At 46.9% G+C, this 15,675-nt stretch carries 11 protein-coding genes; 3 read left to right on the top strand and 8 right to left on the bottom strand.

The annotated features are described in order from the left end of the window. Window position 1 precedes the first annotated feature (1 nt). The 4 genes from LKE33_05765 to LKE33_05750 all read right to left on the bottom strand — a co-directional run bounded on the left by LKE33_05765 (window position 2) and on the right by LKE33_05750 (window position 5,440). Window positions 2–874, bottom strand: a complete 873-nt coding sequence (locus LKE33_05765) for a hypothetical protein (GenBank protein ID MCH3950425.1) — start codon at window positions 872–874, stop codon at window positions 2–4. A 271-nt stretch (window positions 875–1,145) separates the two neighbouring features. Further along, window positions 1,146–2,408 carry a C4-dicarboxylate ABC transporter gene (locus LKE33_05760; protein MCH3950424.1) on the bottom strand — a complete coding sequence of 421 codons (1,263 nt, stop codon included), beginning with the start codon at window positions 2,406–2,408 and terminating at the stop codon, window positions 1,146–1,148. A 12-nt stretch (window positions 2,409–2,420) separates the two neighbouring features. Then, window positions 2,421–3,461, bottom strand: a complete 1,041-nt coding sequence (locus LKE33_05755) for a lactonase family protein (GenBank protein MCH3950423.1) — start codon at window positions 3,459–3,461, stop codon at window positions 2,421–2,423. A 29-nt stretch (window positions 3,462–3,490) separates the two neighbouring features. Continuing rightward, window positions 3,491–5,440, bottom strand: a complete 1,950-nt coding sequence (locus tag LKE33_05750; protein MCH3950422.1) for an aconitate hydratase — start codon at window positions 5,438–5,440, stop codon at window positions 3,491–3,493. Between the two features lie 160 nt (window positions 5,441–5,600). On the opposite strand from LKE33_05750, the gene LKE33_05745 reads away from it, so the two are divergent. Beyond that, a complete protein-coding gene (locus LKE33_05745) occupies window positions 5,601–6,551 on the top strand; it encodes a LysR family transcriptional regulator (protein MCH3950421.1) in 951 nt (316 codons plus the stop codon). A gap of 407 nt (window positions 6,552–6,958) precedes the next feature. On the opposite strand, the gene pepD (LKE33_05740) is transcribed toward LKE33_05745, so the two are convergent. The 4 genes from pepD (LKE33_05740) to LKE33_05725 form a co-directional block, all read right to left on the bottom strand. Further along, complete coding sequence (pepD, locus tag LKE33_05740) at window positions 6,959–8,434, bottom strand: beta-Ala-His dipeptidase (GenBank protein ID MCH3950420.1); 1,476 nt, start codon at window positions 8,432–8,434, stop codon at window positions 6,959–6,961. A gap of 279 nt (window positions 8,435–8,713) precedes the next feature. Then, a complete protein-coding gene (pepD, locus tag LKE33_05735) occupies window positions 8,714–10,180 on the bottom strand; it encodes a beta-Ala-His dipeptidase (protein MCH3950419.1) in 1,467 nt (488 codons plus the stop codon). A gap of 16 nt (window positions 10,181–10,196) precedes the next feature. Beyond that, window positions 10,197–11,615 carry a YfcC family protein gene (locus tag LKE33_05730; GenBank protein ID MCH3950418.1) on the bottom strand — a complete coding sequence of 473 codons (1,419 nt, stop codon included), beginning with the start codon at window positions 11,613–11,615 and terminating at the stop codon, window positions 10,197–10,199. A gap of 27 nt (window positions 11,616–11,642) precedes the next feature. Next, on the bottom strand, window positions 11,643–12,374 hold the full coding sequence (locus LKE33_05725; protein ID MCH3950417.1) for a TetR/AcrR family transcriptional regulator: 732 nt from the start codon (window positions 12,372–12,374) through the stop codon (window positions 11,643–11,645). A gap of 155 nt (window positions 12,375–12,529) precedes the next feature. Between LKE33_05725 and LKE33_05720 the strand changes: the two genes are divergently transcribed. Further along, window positions 12,530–13,417: a DMT family transporter gene (locus tag LKE33_05720; protein MCH3950416.1), complete on the top strand. Its 888-nt coding sequence runs from the start codon at window positions 12,530–12,532 to the stop codon at window positions 13,415–13,417. A 236-nt stretch (window positions 13,418–13,653) separates the two neighbouring features. Next, window positions 13,654–15,282 (top strand): IS1182 family transposase, encoded by a 1,629-nt coding sequence (locus LKE33_05715; GenBank protein ID MCH3950415.1) that lies wholly within the window; start codon window positions 13,654–13,656, stop codon window positions 15,280–15,282. Window positions 15,283–15,675 lie beyond the last annotated feature (393 nt).

Here is a 15,675-nt window from a genome sequence, read left to right as displayed (position 1 = left end):
ATCAAAGGCTTTGCATAATCGATCCCTGCATCGTAAAAGGATTGATAAAAGTTGGACTCTTTTCAGTCGTTTCGGCTTCCTTAGCTGCCTCAGGAACGGTAATTACAGTGTCTCTGTCGTAAGTGAAATTGATTGTACAAAGCAGCGAAATGGAATGCACGAATGTCTCCATTTCAAAAGCCTGTTTTTCAATGGATTCTCCATAATTTATATTTCCCAAAAGTTTCTGCTTCATGGCTGTCTGCATAAGAGGAGAGGAATCCCATAGCATTTTTTGCGGCAGCCCCGTCTTTTTATCAATCGTAATGATATATGTCGTCTCACTGACTTGTCGCGGCTTATCCGTGTCCTCCTGCTGTTCCGACTTTACGAAGCCCATTGCGGCAATAACAGCTGCCAGCGTCTTCTGATGTTCATCTTCCGCCACCGGCATCACTTCAATAACCTGTTTTTCAAAGTCCTTACGAACCTTAGCTTCTGAGTCATTTTTCAGCATCCCCATCTTATCCTTTGTCCAGGGCTGACCGTTAACTTGTCTGTAATGATAAAACTGAGAAACAGGTTTTGCTATATAATCTTGTATCTTTTGACTTTTAATCGCCTTTCCCTGGTTATCGGTCCCAGTCACTGTCGTGGTGATGGCGCAGGCAAAATCCGGTTTGTTGATTTGCTCACTTTTGAAATCAATATGACTGCTAAAGAGATTGGAATGAAAACGTCCTTCTCCTGACATTTGTACTTCCGGTGCCATGCGCAGTTTTACCAAGGCATTGACCACATCTGTCTTATTCTGATCCGCTGCCGCCAAAGCAATAGAATTTACCAACAGCATCGCTGCCGCGGAGAACGCTGAAATAATACGCTTAACTTTCATAAAAAAGTCTCCTCCATCGGAAAATGATAGCATCCCTATTGTAGCACGATTTAGAGGAAGGAGAATGGAAAAAGTGGCTTGTGGTCAAGTATGTAGTGACAAATACCGCAAGCTTGAAGAAGCATATTCGACAGCCTTCGGCAGATTACTACTATCTTCCCAGGGCAATCCAAGGCAAACGACCGGCGTCCTGCGTCAAATGGGCCGTGCAATAATGAAATCATTTTTGCACGGCCCATTTTATAGAAAGAAGGTTTTGCTATTTTTTACTTTACAATGCCAGGGTGTAAACACCGCTCAGTGCAAGGAGAATAACCAGCACCAGTGCGGCAAATCCCCAGGCAACCAGAGACAGGAACAGATGACGTTCCAGTTCCTGATTTTCCTGATCTTCAGCCATCAAAATGGCCATAATCATACCGCCCGTCGTAGAGACCGGAGAAAGTCCCGTAATCGTGCCGCCGATAACGACCATGGAACCGAGGACAATCGGATTGATATCGCCGACGGCTTCGGCTACACTCGCCACAGTAGGAAGCAGCGTTGGGAACACAACACCCAGCCCGGAAGAGAACAAACTCATGATTCCGGCAGTAGCGCCCATGACGGCGGCTCCCGTAAAGGGAGTCATCATCGTGGAAAGGGCTGCCGTAAGCAGTTTGATGCCGCCCGTCTTGATAACGATATTCATCAGTGTGCTGACACCGGAAACCATGATTAAAACGCCCCAGGGTACGCCTTTAAAACTTTTACCTTCGTTGGCGCAATGGCAGAGCAGCAGCACGGCAGCAATGGCAAAAGCAACAAGGCCAATATTGAACTTAAAGGCAATGACAAGGACGGCCATGGCTAAAAGTCCTAAAAGGGACAGCCACTGCTGCGCGGTAAATGTCTTTAAGTGTTCTTCTTCTTTGATTTCCTCCCGTTTTTCCACGCGCCATCCCTTGTAATATACAAAGCACAAGATAGCAAGAAGAAGTCCGGAAATAAAGAGGTTGGTAAATACAGGACGCACGGCTGTGGCTGTATCAATTCCGGCCTTGCCCAGCAGTTCGTAGGTCAGGATACCTTCCGGCGTAATTGTCGTCATGCGGCCGGAAAAACATCCGCAGCAGCCAATGATAGAAAGCATCAGCGGATTATAACCATGAGCTCTCGCAATCGGAATGGCAAAGGCCGGCATAATGGCAAGTACGGGGATGGAACCAGGGCCGCACATCGTGAGTCCCAGCCCCATCAAATAAATCAAGATCGGGATCAGCACGTTATTTTTCCCTGCCAGTGCCACAATTTTTCTGGCCAGCAGATCAATGGTCCCGTTAACATTAAGTACACTAAACAAGAAGGTAACACCCATCAGTTTAATAAAAAGATTCGGATTGAATCCTTTCAAAATAGACGCATCATTCATACCGGCAATGCGGCCCAGCACCAGTGCAAAAAGCAGTGCCACAAGACCGACGTTTGTTTTCCGGAAGAAACCGAGTACAATAGCCGCCAGCAGGAGGATCAATGACAGTACACCTAAATCCATGACTGTTCCTCCTTATTTGAATACCAGGCTTGTCGGGCTTTCCGTAGCGACGGTCTTGCCGGTAAAGGTCAGTTTCCCCGTCTTTTCATCAATGGCAAAGAATTTAATCGTATCGGAATCCTCGTTAGCTACCACAAGTTCCTTATTGTCGGGACTGAAAGTAATGAAGCGCGGTGTCTTGCCTTCACAGGAAATAAATTGTTCAATCCGCAGAAAACCGGACGGCTCCTCAACACGGTATACAGCAATGCTTTCATGGATTCGGTTGGATTCATACACAAAGCGGCCGTTAGGATGAACCAGGATAGCGCTGGCCTGTCCCTGGCCGACGTAATCTTCCGGCAGAGACGGGGTTACCTGAAGCGGCGTCAGTTTGCCCGTCGTATCATCAAAGTTGAAGAAACGAACGCTGTTTCCCTTTTCATTCACGAGGTAAGCTCTCTTATTATCCGGTGATAATGCGATGTGTCTGGGTTCATCATAGGTACGGGCATCCTGGATGTCGGCACGAGTCATTTTGCCCGTTTCCTGATCCACGCGCAGTACCCAGACTCGTTCATATCCAATCTTGCGGGCCTGAGTCGGAACGAGCAGGAACTTGCCCGTATGGTCCAGCAGGCACTGATGAGCGTGGGATACACCCGTTTCCGTCAATCCTTCCAGATGTTCTACATACACAGCTTCTCCGAGACTGCCGTCCGCACGAATCGGAAGGCTTGCTACGGCGCCGCCCTGCAGGGAAGCACAGAACAGGAACTTATTATTCAGCGAAGGAGTAATATAGACAGGATTCCGTCCTTGAGAATCTACCGTATTGAGAAATTCCAGATTACCGTCTGCATGGACCTTAAAAGCACTTACTTCATGAAAGTCACCGTGAACGGTGTACAGAAAATTTTTATTCCGATCAAAAGATAAATAAGACGGATTGTCCAGGATCTTCGTGATATTTTGAAGTGTCCAATTCCCATTTTCATCAATCTTGTAGAAAGAAATGCCTTTGCCTCTGGCATGGCGTTTTTCAGTGGTTCTGCATCCTACATATGCGTACATAAAATATCCATCCTTTCCCCAGACATCAATTACTTATTCTCAGCTAACAGTTTTTTGGTATATCTCAACTTACCGCCCGCGAGCAGAATTTGTACTTCCAAATCGCTCAATTCAAGACGAATCTTAAAACTGAAATGTTTGGTTTCATCTTCCACAGTCAATTCTTTTTCCGGCATGTGATCACGCAGACCGTGAATCGTCAGTACATCACTCTGGTCAATCTTGTCATAATCAGACGGATCCGCAAAAACGGCCGGAATGATACCATGATTGATTAAGTTGGCTTTATGGATACGGGCAAAGCTCTTGGTAATAATCATCTTCACGCCGAGATACATCGGAGTAATCGCTGCATGTTCACGGGAAGAGCCCTGGCCATAGTTAGCCCCACCGACGATAAAGCTCTTTCCCATGCTCTTGGCACGCTTGGAAAATTCCGGGTCATAGCGGCAAAATGCATATTCGGCCATAGCCGGCATATTGGAACGCATGGAGGAAAACTTGGCACTGGCCGGCGTGATATCATCGGTCGACACATTGTCACGTGCTTTCAGGCTGACCTGGGCACTCAGTTCGTTTTCCGGAGGATCTGCGACCGGCAGCGGCTTGATATTCGGTCCACGAATAATTTGTACATCATTGTCTGCGGGAGCCGGCTTCAGGAACAGGCTGTCATCAACCGGATAGGTTTCCGGTTCCTTGACATCTGCCAGCACGGAAACATCATCCATCACTTCTTCCGCCGTCGTCAGGACACCGGTAATCGCTGTAGCAGCCGCTGTTTCAGGGCTCACGAGGAACAGTTTGGCATCCGGCGTACTGCTGCGTCCCTTAAAGTTACGGTTGGAAGTACGAACAGAAATTCCCTTCGTGCAGGGAGCACAGCCAATGCCGCAGCAAGGGCCGCAGGCCAGTTCCAGGAAACGGGCACCGGCCGTCATCAAGTCGGCAATGACACCGTCCTTCATCAGCTGCAGGTAAATCTGACGGGAGCTGACGCCGCAGACAAGACTGACATCCTCGGCTACATGGTGTCCTTTCAGTACCAGCGCTGCTTTCTTAAAATCAGAATAGGAGCCGTTCGTGCAGCTTCCGATATAAACCTGCTGCACTCTTTTCTTCGGAGCTTCCCACACCGTGACGACGTTATCCGGCAGATCCGGCAACGCAACCAGAGGTTCCAGCGTACTGAGGTCAATAGTCATTTCTTCATCATACGTACAGCCGGGGTCCGGCAGAATTTCCTTATAATCTTCTTCTCTTCCCTGAGCAGCCAGATAGGCGCGAACCGTTTCATCAGCAGGGAAAATGGACGTTGTCGCATTCATTTCGGCACCCATATTCGTAATGGTCATGCGTTCCGGCACAGAGAGGGATGCGGCCCCTTCTCCCACATATTCAAACACCTTGCCCGTACCGCCTTTCACAGATACGCGGCGCAGCATTTCAAGAACAATATCCTTTGCGGCCACACCGGGACGGAGATGATTCTTCAGTTCAACCTTAACAACTTTCGGCATGCGCAGTACATAAGGCAGCCCGGCGAGCGCCGTTGCGATATCCATACCGCCGACACCGATGGAAAGCATCCCAACAGCACCGCAGCTCGGGGTATGGCTGTCGCCGCCTAAAAGCAAATAGCCAGGCTTGGCAAACCGTGCACAATGCAGAGCGTGGCAGATACCATTACCAGCCTTAGAAAGCACGATGCCTTGTTTTTTAGCCTGGGTCTGCAGATAAATATGATCGTCCGGGGTCTTGTTATCAACTTGCAGCAAGTTATGATCTACATAGCTCACGGAAAGTTTCGTCTTGACACGAGGCACTTCCAGCGCCTCAAAAGCCAGATAAGCCATAACAGCATTGATATCGTGGGTCAGCGTATGATCCACTGTCAATGCAATTTCGTTTCCCGGCACCAGTTCGGCCGGCTTAGCGAGATGCATGCGGATCAATTTTTGAGTGATATTCTCTTTCATTTCAAGTTCCCCTTTCCAAATACAGCTTCAGACAATTCTTATTCCAGGTTGGCTCATTGCCTCTGAATTTTCTGAAATTATGGTATCACACCTCTTGCATTTCGTATAATATTTAATTATAATAGTTTTATAATGTGATATTATAATGAGGGATGCAGAGATGGACAGCCGTGAACTGCAGTATGTAATCGCCGTCGCCCAGACCCACAGCTTTTCACAGGCGGCAAAGCTTGTCATGGTAAGCCAGCCTGCGCTCAGCCAATACATCCGTCGGCTCGAACATCGTCTGGGATGCACCCTTTTTTATCGAAATACCCAAAAAGTAGAACTTACACCGGCGGGAAAAGTTTTCGTAGAACGCGCTCAAGATATTTTGGGCAGTATACATAATTTGGAAAAGGAGATGGAAAAGTACCGCTGGGGAAAACACAACCTGTTGACGATCGGAGCCTCTCAGTTTTACGGGAAGTACGTGCTTGCACCGATGATTGATGTTCTCCGCAGCAAAATGCCCGAATCCCACATTCAAATTACCGAAGGAAGATCGGAACTTCTGGAAAGCCAGATTGTCTTACACAAATTGGATATAGGCATTTTTCCTGAACCCATATACCACCAGGAAATCAGTTTTCTGCCCATTTATGAAGAATATGCATATTTTGCCTTTTCCGAGAAAAATAAAGAAGCAGTGAATATTGCTAAATCCGCCTGGGATGGAGATAAAATTGACTTATATGCATTCCGTCATCTACCCTTTGTACTGCTGCGGAAAGGTCTTAAATTTCATGATTTTGCAGAAGCCATTTGCAGCAGCTTTCATTTTCAGCCTCGCTCCGTATACGAATCAGACAACCTCGATACAGTTTACACGCTGATTAATCACAATTACGGCGTAGGTTTTCTTCCAAGCACGCTCCTCCCCTCCATTGATGAAAAACGGAATCACGTCCGTTTCTACCCGATTACTTCACCGCTGGCCAGACGCCGCATCGGTATCGCTTATCTGACGGCCCGTTATAAAAAGAAGGAACTGGAAAGTGTAGCGAGCATTGTATCCAAAGAAATCCATAGATTGTTGGAAAAGCAGCCTAAAAAGGTGATGAACGGCTAGTGGGAAATGGCTGACACAATTATACGGGCAATAAAAAGGGCTGTGAAATAATGCGTGTGCATCATTTCGCAGTCCCTTTTTCACGCTTTCCGCAGCCCGCCGTCCGCCTCCCGCCCGTGGAAGAAAAATGACCAAGGAGACCCTCTTCGACGTCGCCACGCGACCTTGAAGAGAGGGGGACCGCCGGAAGGCCCGATGACATCGGGCCTTCCGGAAAGCGGTGGGTGATGGACCACTCTGCCGAAGGCAAGGCTAAATAAAAAAATTTAGATTATCTGCTAAACTTCAGGTTTTATATCATATTTTACATGAATCGAAAGCCTTACCATACTGCTGCAGACGAGGCTATATGCTATAGGCCAAAAGCCAAAAGCGCTTTTTTATTTTTCACAGCCCCTTTTTCTACTTTATTCAACCGCTTTTCCGATTAGTTCTTTAAGGAATGCGAACACTCTTCGCGTAGAAGAAATACTGACAAATTCCTGCGGAGAATGGAGGTTGCCCGCGTCCGGACCGATGGAAATACAATCAAGTTCAGGGCGTTTTTCCAGGAAAAATCCACATTCCAAACCGACATGAACCGGTGTAGCTGCAAGTTCTTCCCCGTATAGCTTACGATAGCAGGAAACTGCCATTTTCTTCAGCTGGGAATCCGGATTGTCCGGCCAGCCCGGATACACACAGGAAACATCGATGGTTCCACCAAAAAGCTGACTCAGAAGCCGCATTTTATCAACGATAGCATCACGCCGCGAAGCAAACGAAGAACGCGGTTCCGAAACTGCCACAAACCGGGATTTTTCTCTTTCCAATCTTGCCTCGCCAAGGTTGGCAGAGCTTTGGACAACACCTGGTACCATACCATTCATCTCAACAATCCCCTGGGGTGCCAGCAGCAAATAACACAAAACAGCCCGCGTATCTTCCGCGGTAAGAACTTCAAAGCGCTCATCAGGCAATACTTCTGTCTGAATGAAAAGGTCAGGATTTACGGCACCGTACTCTACCTTGAAGGCCTCACCCATCTTTTTCCAAAGCGCCATGACCTTCTGCAGGGCATCTGCAGGGAAAGCGAGGACTGCCGAGGCATCCCGTGAAATGGCAATACGGAAACTGCCGCCTTTTAAATCTGCTAGATAAAGCGTCACTATTTTTTCTGCTTCTGCCATCATACGAGTCAACAGTTCAATAGCACTGCCGCGTCCCCGATGGATATCTTCTCCGGAATGACCGCCCCGCATGCCGCCTACATGGCAGCGTACGAACGCAAAGGAAGCCGTCGTCCTTTTATAAGTCACAGGCCGTTCATAGCGAACGCAGCAGCCGCCGGCACTGCCCGTAGTCGCATGGTGTTCCGACGCGTTATCGAGATCAATCACATAGGGTGCATGGAACCACGATACGTCGGCATTCAAGGCGCCGCTGAAATCGTCTTCTTCAGCCGTAGTAAAGAGAACTTCCAATTCCGGATGAGAAAAATCGTCTGCCGCGAGCAGGGCCATAGCAAGCGCTACTCCAATCCCATCATCAGCTCCCAGCGTCGTCCGGCCCCCCGTTGTCAGAAGATCATCTTCAAGCTTCACCGGTATTGGATCTTTGGCGAAATCATGGACAACATGAGGTGCTTTTTGAGAAACCATGTCGAGATGGGCCTGCAGCATAACGGCCGGCTCTTTTTCACGTCCCGTCGAAGCCGGTTTGCGGATATACAGATTATGGTAAGCATCCTGCCGGCAGGTAAAACCCTGATTCCGTGCCCAGGTGAAAATGGTGTCACTCAAAAGTTTTTCCTGAAACGTGGGATGCGGAATGCGGCACAGCGCCAGAAAATAATGAAACACCGGTTCTTTTTCCAGCGCTTCCAGTGTCATCTGTTCTGTCATTGGTAAGTCCCCCCTCCAAGTATATTTTTCTTTATTGTACTACATTACTAAAAAAATGGACAGAAAAGCAGATGACACGTGTGACCAAAAATTATCTGTCTTGATAACAACCAGGGCATTTTCCTACGAACTTATAAAAATAAAACCTGAAATTTAGGCTATCTGCTAAATTTCAGGTTTTATTTTTTATTTGAATCAAAAGCCTTGCCATACTGCTGCAGACGAGGCTAAATGCCATAGGCCATAAGCGCCTCTTTATATTTTTTTACATCTCCTGCTTTATTTCTTCGCCATCGCAGAAATCAATGTTTTCAGGACTTCATACATACGCAGTGTCGAAGAAATACTCAGACTTTCCTCCGGTGAATGCAGGTTCCACTCATTGGGTCCGATGGAAAGGCAGTCAAGTTCCGGGCAATGGGCAATGAAACAGCCACACTCCAAGCCGCAGTGGACAGGAGCAGCAGTCATCTTCTCACCGGTAACCTCTGAGTACGTCTGAAGCACACGCTCCCGGAGCGGGGAATCGGTCCGGTGAGGGAATCCCGGATAAGCGCCAAAGGTATGGCAGGTTCCGCCGACCAGAGCAGCAAGAGCCTGAATTTTTTGATAGACAGACCGGCTTCCGGAATCAAAGGTAGAACGGATTTCCCAGACCGCCTTTGCCGTATGATCCGGTTCAAGGGAAAGTTCACCCAAATTGGCCGATGTCCTGACTGAAAATGTTTCCAATCCTTCCATCTCCTGGATTCCCTGCGGAGCCAGCACGAGGAACTGGATGAGAGACTTTGAATCTGCCTCAGTGAGTGCCTGAGATACTTCCTCGCTGCGTGATTCCAGTGCGACAGCAAGTTCCGGATTTGTATGAAGGTACTCGCGAAGCAGGTTTTGTTTTGCTTTTTCAAGAGCCGCCATGACCCTTGGTGCAGCCTCCCTGGAAACGCCAATGACCGCTTTGGCATCGCGGGCAAGTGCCAGCCGGAAGGAACCCCCGTTCAAAGAAGCAATCCGTACCGGGGCCGTTTCTTCCGCTGCTGCCAAAAGACGGGTCAAAAGAGCAATAGCACTTCCTCTGCCGCGATGAATATCTTCACCGGAATGACCGCCAATCATCCCTTTGACTTGTAAAGAAATCCAGGACGTTTCTTCAGTCACAGGTACCATTGTGTTGGGTCTTTGCCACTCCACAGCAAAACCTCCGGCACTGCCTGTAATGGCATGTGATTCCTGGGCATTATCCAAATTCAGCAATTGTCTGCCATGAATTTTAGAAAAATCCACCCCATCCGCCCCGCTGAAAGTATCTTCTTCATCTGTGGTTAAAAGTACTTCGATTTCGGGATGGGACGGCAAATCTTCCTCCAGAAGAGCAAGGCCGAGTGCAACACCGATGCCATCGTCGGCACCCAATGTGGTTCTGCCGCCCGTGGAAAGCAAATCTCCTTTGACTTCAAGTGTCAGCGGATCTGATGTGAAGTCATGTTCGATGCCGGGTGCCTTCTGGCAGACCATATCCAGATGCGCCTGCAGGATCAGGCCGGGTTTATCCGCAGCGTCTTGGGAAGCTTCACGGCGGAGCAGCAAATTATTTCTTGCATCCTGCCAGACCGAAAAATTTCTTTTTTTGCCCCAGGCAAAAAGGGAATCACTAAGCTGCTTTTCTTCATGAGAATTATGAGGTATCCTGCAAATTTCAAAAAAATGGCGAAATACAGGGTGCTGAGCTAACGTTTCTAAAGTTTCCATAGTTGACACTCACTCCTTAGAAAGGACCATAGTGAATCTGAACCGCAATGGTCATGAAGATGAAAGCGACAACCCACCACAGCGCAAAAAGCGGGAGGAGCCATCTGAACCATTTACCGAAGGAAATACGGGCCATGGCGCAGGCAGCCACAACTTCACCACTGGTCGGTGCCAGCACGTTGGTAAAAGCATCGCCCATCTGGAAGGCGAGCACTGCAGTCTGACGCGTAAGTCCAATGAGGTCAGCGAGCGGTGCCATCAGCGGCATGGTAATGGCAGCCTGACCACTGCCGGAAGGAACGAGTACGTTGAAAATATCCTGAACTACGAACATACCGCAGGCACTCAGCACAGGCGGAAGTCCGTTCAGCAGCCCTGCGAGGGCATGAATAATCGTATCCATGATGTGTGCCTGCTGCATGATAAGCGTAGCACCGTTGCACATACCAATGACAATATTAGCGAAGAGAAGGTTGCCGCAGCCCTTCAGAAAAGCATCGGCAATTTCCCCGGGTTTCAACCCGCCGATAACGCCGCTGATCAGCCCGCATGCAAGGAAAAGTCCTGCCATTTCATTAATATAAAAGTCGAATTTCAAAACACCTACAATAACGGCAATGATGGTTAATAAAAACATCAACAATACCAGTTTGTGGCGAGTCGTCATGACCGGAATTTCTTCAATATCCAGCTGCTGGTTATATTTCATATCTTCTTCATGGACGGTACTTGCTTCCGGATTTGCTTTGATTTTACGAGCATACCACATCACATAAAGGATAGATACGGTAATCAGAGTGGCAAACAATACGAGCCGCAGGCCAAGTCCGGAGAACATCGGAAGTCCTGCAATCCCCTGAGCCACACCGACCGTAAAGGGGTTGGTTACGGCACCGGCATACCCGGAAGCAGCCGCACAGAAGACTACCCCGATAGCCGTCAGGGAGTCAAACCCCATAGCTACACAGACCCCGATCACGAGAGGCATAAAAGCAAGGAACTCTTCAAAGTTGCCTGCAAAGCAGGAGCCGCATCCAAAAAGAACCATGCAAACCGGAATCATCAACAGCTCGCGGCCCCTCATCTTCTTTACAATATTGGAAAGGCCGGCACCGGTCGCTCCCGTTGCATCCATAATGGCGAACATACCGCCGATAATAAACAAGAAAGAAATAATTTCTGTAGCATTCTGAAGACCCAGGGTCAGAGACTGGAGGAGATAGAAGATGCCGACTGGGTGCTGCTCTACATAATGAAACGAAGCCGGATCCACTACTTTCTTATTGATTACAGGATCCATTACGCGGGCGTATTCGCCAGCCGGAACAATATACGAAGCAACAAACGCGAGCAGCATGATAATGGCCAAAAGGACCATCGGGTTCAGGGCATGCAGTGACAGCCCCTTGGATTTTTCCTGATCATGTTCACTCATTTCGAAACTCCTTTCATAAAACCTGTTCTACTTGTGATGGCCTGAAAACGAGGAATCCTCACTCCTCACATGTACGGCCAAATCCAGAATAAAATCAAACGTTTTTTCAAAGCGCTGCTCATGAGCTTTGATGTCAAGCGTACCCTTCAGCAGGCAAGCTTGATGGATATAACGCTCATGCAGCGAAATGATGGCATCCAAAAGGAGCGGTACCCTATCCTTTTGCAAAGTGCCCTCATTAACTAACTCATCCATAATGATCATGTCGCGGTCGAACAACGTACCTCTTAAAAGCATCCGCCTCGTCGATGCATCCGGAATACCTTCAAGTTCTTCAGGATATAAAACTTGATAGTATATTTTAATCACCATTTCCAGATTACCGGAACGAGGTCCAAAAAACATATTGTAAAAGATTTCCGGATACTGAAAAGCGATCTCATTGAAGCAGCGATAAATTGTATGGTACTTTTCCATTGCAGTCATCTGCGGCGTGATTTGTTTGTGAAGCAGCATCACATAATCCCTTAAAAATCCGACAGAAGCAAAAAGAATCAACTCATCCAGGTCTGCAAAATAATGGTAAAGGGTTGCTGAATTGTAACCGGCTTGTTCAGCAATCGTACGAATAGTAAGTCCGTGGAAACCATCCCGCTGCAGAATCTGTTTAGTCGCTTCTACAAAATATATGAGCGTTCTTTTCTGCCGGATTGTCATATCCTCTCCTTTATGGGAAATCAGTTTTTCTTCTCCTTTCATGGGCCCTCCTATTTTTTTCAATCATGATTGACATTTTTCTCGAGACTGTCTATAATACAGATAAGCAATTTTTCAATCATGATTATATTTTAATCTTGATTGAATTTCAACAAGAATTTTCAAAAAACTCAATTTTTAAAAAAGGGATGAGAAAATTGAAACAAAAGTTACACTTTTCAGGGAATGCACTCGTTCTGGCAGGTGCTTTTTGCTGGAGTCTCAATTCTCCAATCGTCAAATATCTGACGCTGGATCCGCTTCTTATCTGTGGGCTCCGCTCCCTCATTGCCGGGCTGGTGCTGCTTCCATTCTTAAAAATTCGGGAAATCAACAAAAATAAATGGCTGCCCATCTATCTGCTTTCTTATTGTGGGCTTTGCCTCAGCGTTATCCTGGCCTTGTCTCTGACCTCGCCGGCAATCGGTGTAGGAATGCAGTACACAGCTTCCATATGGATTTTCCTCGGGACCTGCCTGTATCAGCATTCCTTTTCCAAAAAACAGGCACTTCCGGTCGCAGTCATCGCTTTGGGCGTACTCTGCTTCATGCTTTCGGGAGGCCAGGGAGACTCCAATTCTCTGGGAAATCTTATTGCCGCGTCCGAAGGAATCTTTTTTGCGGGTATGACACTTTCTTCCAAAAAAGTTACCACGACCAACGTGCTGGGAATGACAAGCCTTGCCAATCTTTTTACGGCACTTGTTGTATTCCTGCTCTTCCCTCAGAAAATCTCCGGGGCTTTCACCATGTCAATGCAGGAAACTATTCTTATGGTTGTAATGGGTGTTGTACAAGTAGCCGCTGGTTATGGATTATATAATCTTGGGGTACAGAAAATCCCGGCACAAAGAGCTTCCCTCCTCGCTCTGTTGGAACTTATTCTGGGGCCGTTCTGGGTAGTACTTCTCCTGGGACAGTATCCGGCACCTATTGTCATGCTGGGACTTATCATTATTTTCGCAGGAATGATTCTGGAATTAAAAATTGATTCCCTGCACGGCATTAAAAAGATTCACCAACCGATTTCTGAAAGATCTTTTTAAATACGCTGCACCCTACTCCACCGCAATATGCACGAAATCGGAAAAAATATCTCATCTCCAATTTTCTTTACAAATTAAATTATTTCCGTCAAAGTCATGAGCCTGCCTCTCATGACTTTGGAAACTCTCAACGAGGGGCTGTCGCATTTTGCGACGGCCCCTTTTGTATCAAAAACAAGGTAAAAGCAAGGCGCGGCCTCATTGAATGAGACCGCGCCTTGGTGTAGAATTTAAATATGCCAAAAAAGAAACCTACACAAAAGGATTATACAAAAATTGGCAGTTCTTATCAACTTTTTCTTCCTCTAAATTTTGAAGTACAAATCCCTAATGACGATCCTGTTCGCTTGGTGCGTGCCATGGTAGAAGGGATGGATGTAAAGGCATTGTATGACACGTATTCTCATGTCGAGAATAAATTAACGTCACCAATTCAGCTGCTGGAAATCGTCATTTATGCATGTATGGAAGGAATTCGTGGTTCGCGTAAGATAGAGCAATCCTGTAAAAGAGACACTCATTTCATGTTCCTCTTAGATGGGAAAAAAGCTCCGGATAATGCAACCATTGCAAGATTTTGTTCCCTCCATCTAAAACCATGTATCAAGGAGCTCATGATTCAGATGGATAAATGGCTGCTGGCTCGCGGGTTCATCACGCTGGATAGCCTGTTCATCGATGGGACAAAAATTGAATCTGTGGCAAACAAATACAAATTTGTTTGGAAAAACAGAGTCTTAGGCAGCCAGAACAAACTCATAGAGAAACTGGAGCAACTGGTTCCCGAAATCGAGGAACGTTTCGGAATCAAGGTCTGTTACGGAAACACTTTCCACATCCGTCATTTAAAGAAGCTCCTAAAAAAACTGCTTGTCATAAAGCGGGCTGAGGGAATCGAGTTTGTTCACGGATGTGGGAAAAGAAAGACCATCCTACAGAAGTACTATGAGATTTTAGCTAACTATCTCAAACGGCTTAAGGTGTATACGAAGCAGCTTCATATCTGTGGGGAACGGAACAGCTTTGCCAAAACAGACCCGGATGCTACCTTTATGAGGATGAAAGAAGACGCCATGCTTAATGGCGCCTTAAAGCCGGGATACAATGTCCAATATGCAAACAATTCCGGTTTTACCTTGTTTGCAGATGTAAGTGCACATCCAACAGACATGCGGACACTCATTCCTTTTCTTGAAGGATTTGAAGCCCACTTCGGTCAGAAATTTGCAAACATTGTAGCCGATGCAGGCTATGAAAGCGAAGAGAACTTGGTCTGGCTGAAGAAGAATCAGTATACTTCATATATCAAGCCTAACAATTATGAAAGAAGCAAGAGGAAAAAGTATAAGAACGACATCGGCAAAGCAGAAAACATGACATATTTGCCTGATCAAGACATGTATATCTGTAAAGGCAGGAGACTGCTGAAAGTCAGCAAAGTAACCCAGGTAAAGAACCGGTCAGGATATGTGTCAGAGAAAACATATTACGAATGTAAGGACTGCAGCGGTTGTCCCTACAAGGAACAGTGCATCCATGGGAACAATTGCAGGACACCCATGGAGAAAAGAAACAAGAAATTAGTGGTCTCGAAGAATTTTGCTGCACTGAGGGCAGAATCCCTGAAGAACATTACTTCCGAATATGGTAAGGAACTGAGGATGAACCGCAGTATACAGGCAGAAGGAGCCTTTGCGGATCTCAAGGATTCATTAAACGTCAGAAGATTAGAAACCCGAGGCAAAGGAAATGCCCTGGTAACAGTGGGAATATGTGCCATGGCACGGAATGTCCTGAAGGTCCATCACAAAGTTCAAGACGGCAAAGAGGATTTGCACTTGTATCCGCTGAAAAAAGAGGCCTAAAAGATACAAAAAGAGCGCTCGAAAAAAGCAACTTAGGGTTGCTTAATTTCGTGCGCCCTTTTTTCATCTCAAAACATATTCAACTAAAAAGTAAGGCAATTTGGGGCCTTTAGCAAGTTATTTCAGGGATTAAAAATCGGTCACTTGCGACAGCCCCTTTTTTCGCATTATGACGCCCGCAGTCTGCAGCCTGATAGTTGAGAGGCCGCTGCGAAAAAACTGCTCAGATGTTTCTCATACAATTGTACCAACCAGTGTTTTCCCTTTTGCCGAAGGCGCAGCTATATGTCAAATACCAATGGTGCTAAACCCAGCTTCCTCAGAGAGAACCAGCAACTCTCAGGTTTTAAATTGATGAAAACATACCTGCCTACTGCATAACGGGATATTAAG

The organism is Acidaminococcus sp. (genome assembly GCA_022482815.1).
Lineage (GTDB): Bacteria > Bacillota > Negativicutes > Acidaminococcales > Acidaminococcaceae > Acidaminococcus.
The sequence above is the reverse complement of the archived record's forward strand: the minus strand, read 5'-3'. Positions and strand labels throughout refer to the sequence as shown.

Excerpts from the sequence above, each read along its gene's own strand:
- LKE33_05750 (MCH3950422.1), bottom strand. The coding sequence starts at position 5,440 with ATGAAAGAGAATATCACTCAAAAATTGATCCGCATGCATCTCGCTAAG.
- pepD (MCH3950420.1), bottom strand. The coding sequence starts at position 8,434 with ATGACAGAACAGATGACACTGGAAGCGCTGGAAAAAGAACCGGTGTTT.
- LKE33_05755 (MCH3950423.1), bottom strand. The coding sequence starts at position 3,461 with ATGTACGCATATGTAGGATGCAGAACCACTGAAAAACGCCATGCCAGA.
- LKE33_05760 (MCH3950424.1), bottom strand. The coding sequence starts at position 2,408 with ATGGATTTAGGTGTACTGTCATTGATCCTCCTGCTGGCGGCTATTGTA.
- LKE33_05715 (MCH3950415.1), top strand. The coding sequence starts at position 13,654 with ATGCCAAAAAAGAAACCTACACAAAAGGATTATACAAAAATTGGCAGT.
- LKE33_05745 (MCH3950421.1), top strand. The coding sequence starts at position 5,601 with ATGGACAGCCGTGAACTGCAGTATGTAATCGCCGTCGCCCAGACCCAC.
- LKE33_05725 (MCH3950417.1), bottom strand. The coding sequence starts at position 12,374 with ATGAAAGGAGAAGAAAAACTGATTTCCCATAAAGGAGAGGATATGACA.
- LKE33_05765 (MCH3950425.1), bottom strand. The coding sequence starts at position 874 with ATGAAAGTTAAGCGTATTATTTCAGCGTTCTCCGCGGCAGCGATGCTG.
- pepD (MCH3950419.1), bottom strand. The coding sequence starts at position 10,180 with ATGGAAACTTTAGAAACGTTAGCTCAGCACCCTGTATTTCGCCATTTT.
- LKE33_05730 (MCH3950418.1), bottom strand. The coding sequence starts at position 11,615 with ATGAGTGAACATGATCAGGAAAAATCCAAGGGGCTGTCACTGCATGCC.